A 2,955-nucleotide genomic window follows, 5' to 3' on the forward strand; every position below is an offset into this window, starting at 1 on the left:
TTTTTTTTTGAGCTTCTTTTTGGCTTTATTCAAAATTGAGATGCACCCTAATAATCTAGTTATCTGTCTTAACTTTCTTACCATTTAGTACAGCAAGAGGATGAACTTTTTTGCTGTTACTAAGTTTTCTATCTTGATGACTACTTAAATCTGAATTGCCTTGTGATAATAGTTGATTTTTTCCAATTAAAACTTTTTCCCCTTGTAATTCTGACATTAATACATTTCGTTTACGCTGACATTCTGAGTCATCTGGATTAATAGCAAGGGCATTCTCGTAACAAACCAAAGCTTCTTTATAAGATTTGAGTTTTTCCAAAACAATACCTTTTTTTTCCCAGGCTTCAGGACTATTCTTTTTAATAGAAAGAGCATAATTACAACAACTAAGAGCTTCCTCATACTTTTCTAACTTCAATAATGCTTCTGCTTTACCCAGAAATGCTTGATAACATTGGGGCTTAATTTCAATAGCCCGTTCAAATGAAGAAACTGCTTCTTCATATCTTTCTAAAGCATTTAAAGCCACCCCTCGATTATGCCAAACTTCATAATCATCTGGCATCAATTTAATAGCTATATCGTAAGAATTAACTGCTTGTTCATATCTTTCTAATTGCCATAATAAAGCACCCTTGTTGTACCAAATTTCATATTTTTCTGGTTGAATTTCCAATGCTCGATTATAAGAATCAATTGCCTCAGCAAAAGATTGTAATTTTCCTAAAAAATTACCTCGATTATACCAAACTTCATATTTATTTGGCTGAATTTGTAATACCTTATCAAAAGCAGAGAGTGCCTCTTCATAACGCTGCAATTTTCCAAGTACAGCGCCTAAGTTATGTAAAACATCAACATTTTTAGGTTGAACTAACAGAGCTTGTTCATAAGCAATAAGTGCTTCATTATATCGTTGTAATTTTCTGAGTAAAATACCTTTATTTAGCCAAATAGTGACATTATCTGGCTTAAAAGAAAGAGCTTTATCATAAGAAGCTAGTGCCTCAGTATAACTTTGCATTCTTACCAAAACATTGCCACGATTAAACCAATATTCAAATTTATTAGAATCAAGAGAAATAGCCTTGTCGTAAGAAGTCAATGCTTCAGCATGGCGCTGCAATTTCACAAAGACATTACCTCTACTAAACCAAGCTTCACTTAAATCAGAATTAAGAGAAATCGCTTTTTCAAAAATTGCTAAAGCTTGATTATACTTACCCTCAGAAAATAATTTTTCCCCTGGTTTTAAATAATCATCAGCAACTGTAGTAATTTGTTTGTCAGAATCTTTTGATTTTTGAGTATTTTCAATAGATTTAATTTCTGAATTTACAGAGGAATTAATTTCTTGAATTGCCTGATATTTTGCTTCTTGAGCTTCAGAAGTAATAACTTGTAGCTGCATCAAAAACTGAGACTTCAAAGTTTCTATTTGCTCAACAGAAGATTTTGAAATCTTCGCTTCTTGATCAATAAACTCAATAGATTTTTTGGCAGCTACTATATGACCTTCTAATTCCGTAACTAATGTTTGAGATTTATTCAAATTTAATTCTAATTCACCGATCTTTTTTAACCGCTGATTAACTTCGCTAATCAATTCTTTAATTATCAACCTTCTGACTAACCAAAAAAAGCCAATAGTTACAGGAGGGAATAAAGTTGCAACTAACAATAAAGTATTCAATATAGTGATAGTAGGATTGAGGTTGAGACTAACTTCATTTTCTCCATCTGTTTGTAAAGAAATTTGAGAAGTAACCTGTGGGAATTGAGAACTATTTTTAGCAGTAAATTCTACTATTTTTCCCAGCCAACTCTCATTTAAAATCTCTCGAATTTGATGGATATTCGGAGTTGATAAAGCAGCTACAATTTTAGGAGTGTTAAGCGGTTTACTAAGTAAAATTTCTGGACGACTCATTAATTGAGTAGATGGTAAACTACTAATATTAGTAGAGTCAGTAAAATTGCTAGTTTCTTGTGTATTTATCTGAGAGTAGGAATTAATATTAGGACTAGCTTTTGCTTCAGCAGTTAAATTTTGGGAACTGAGAGCAGCAAGGGTTAAGACGGCTGTTTTAGAAATACGCATATTTTGCCTATTTATCTATATATATTAGTTTTTATTGGAGCAGATTCCATTTAAGTACAGGTGTAGTTTTTTATTTCTGTGGAGGAGAAAAATTCTACCTGAATTAACTATAGAGTCTACTTGCCTATTACAAGAGTTTATTGTGCTAACCGGGAAATTTATTTATCAATCAGAATAATGATAGATGAGTCAGGAGTCAAGATTCAGAAGTCAGGAGTCAGGAGCGAAGAAAGAATAAATAGGAGGAAAAAGAGAAAGTTTTTTTATCACTAATTATCCGGACATGATATTAGTTATCTAACAGAGAAGGAAGAAGGTTAATTATTCATATTCGGTTGTTTCTACTGCAGAGTTACACAAAAAGATATTCCATAACTCAATATTAGTAAGCATCTACACAAAATTAATTAAATATTTTTGACAATTTTTCTCCAGCACTTTTTTGAGATAGTTAAGAAAGCTTGGACAGTTATCGAGTTTCATTAACTTTAATTCACTTATACTTAATAAATTGCCAAATAATTTCGATTAAGTTGTGCTTGGGTTAGTAAGTTGGACACCAAAATATCTCTAATTTTTTTCTTTCCATTCTGATAATTTTTCGCTCATTTTGTCCCTCGTATATATGGAAGTTCTATCCATAACTACAGAGCAAGAGTTTAGCTAAATATTGACTAAACTTATTTCAAAAAATTATGACAATTTTACTGTCAATTACTCCTTGATTTATTTCGGAATTTAGTTAATTTTTACATCATAATTTACATAATATATAGAGCTTTTGTCTCTCACTTGAGGAGTAAGCATTCAGCCGTCAGCTATCAGCCATCAGCTATTGCTTTTAATTTTTGATA

General features: G+C 31.3%; 1 protein-coding gene. It reads right to left on the bottom strand.

What is annotated here, in order from left to right:
• Positions 1-55: 55 nt before the first annotated feature.
• The gene (locus AC3DU7_RS29970) at positions 56-2,101 is read right to left on the bottom strand and encodes a tetratricopeptide repeat protein (protein WP_488042887.1); all 2,046 of its coding nucleotides are present in this window, start codon (positions 2,099-2,101) and stop codon (positions 56-58) included.
• Positions 2,102-2,955 lie beyond the last annotated feature (854 nt).

Source organism: Okeania sp. (assembly GCF_983059655.1).

Coding starts and splice junctions, on each gene's coding strand:
- AC3DU7_RS29970 (WP_488042887.1), bottom strand. CDS start 2,101: ATGCGTATTTCTAAAACAGCCGTCTTAACCCTTGCTGCTCTCAGTTCC.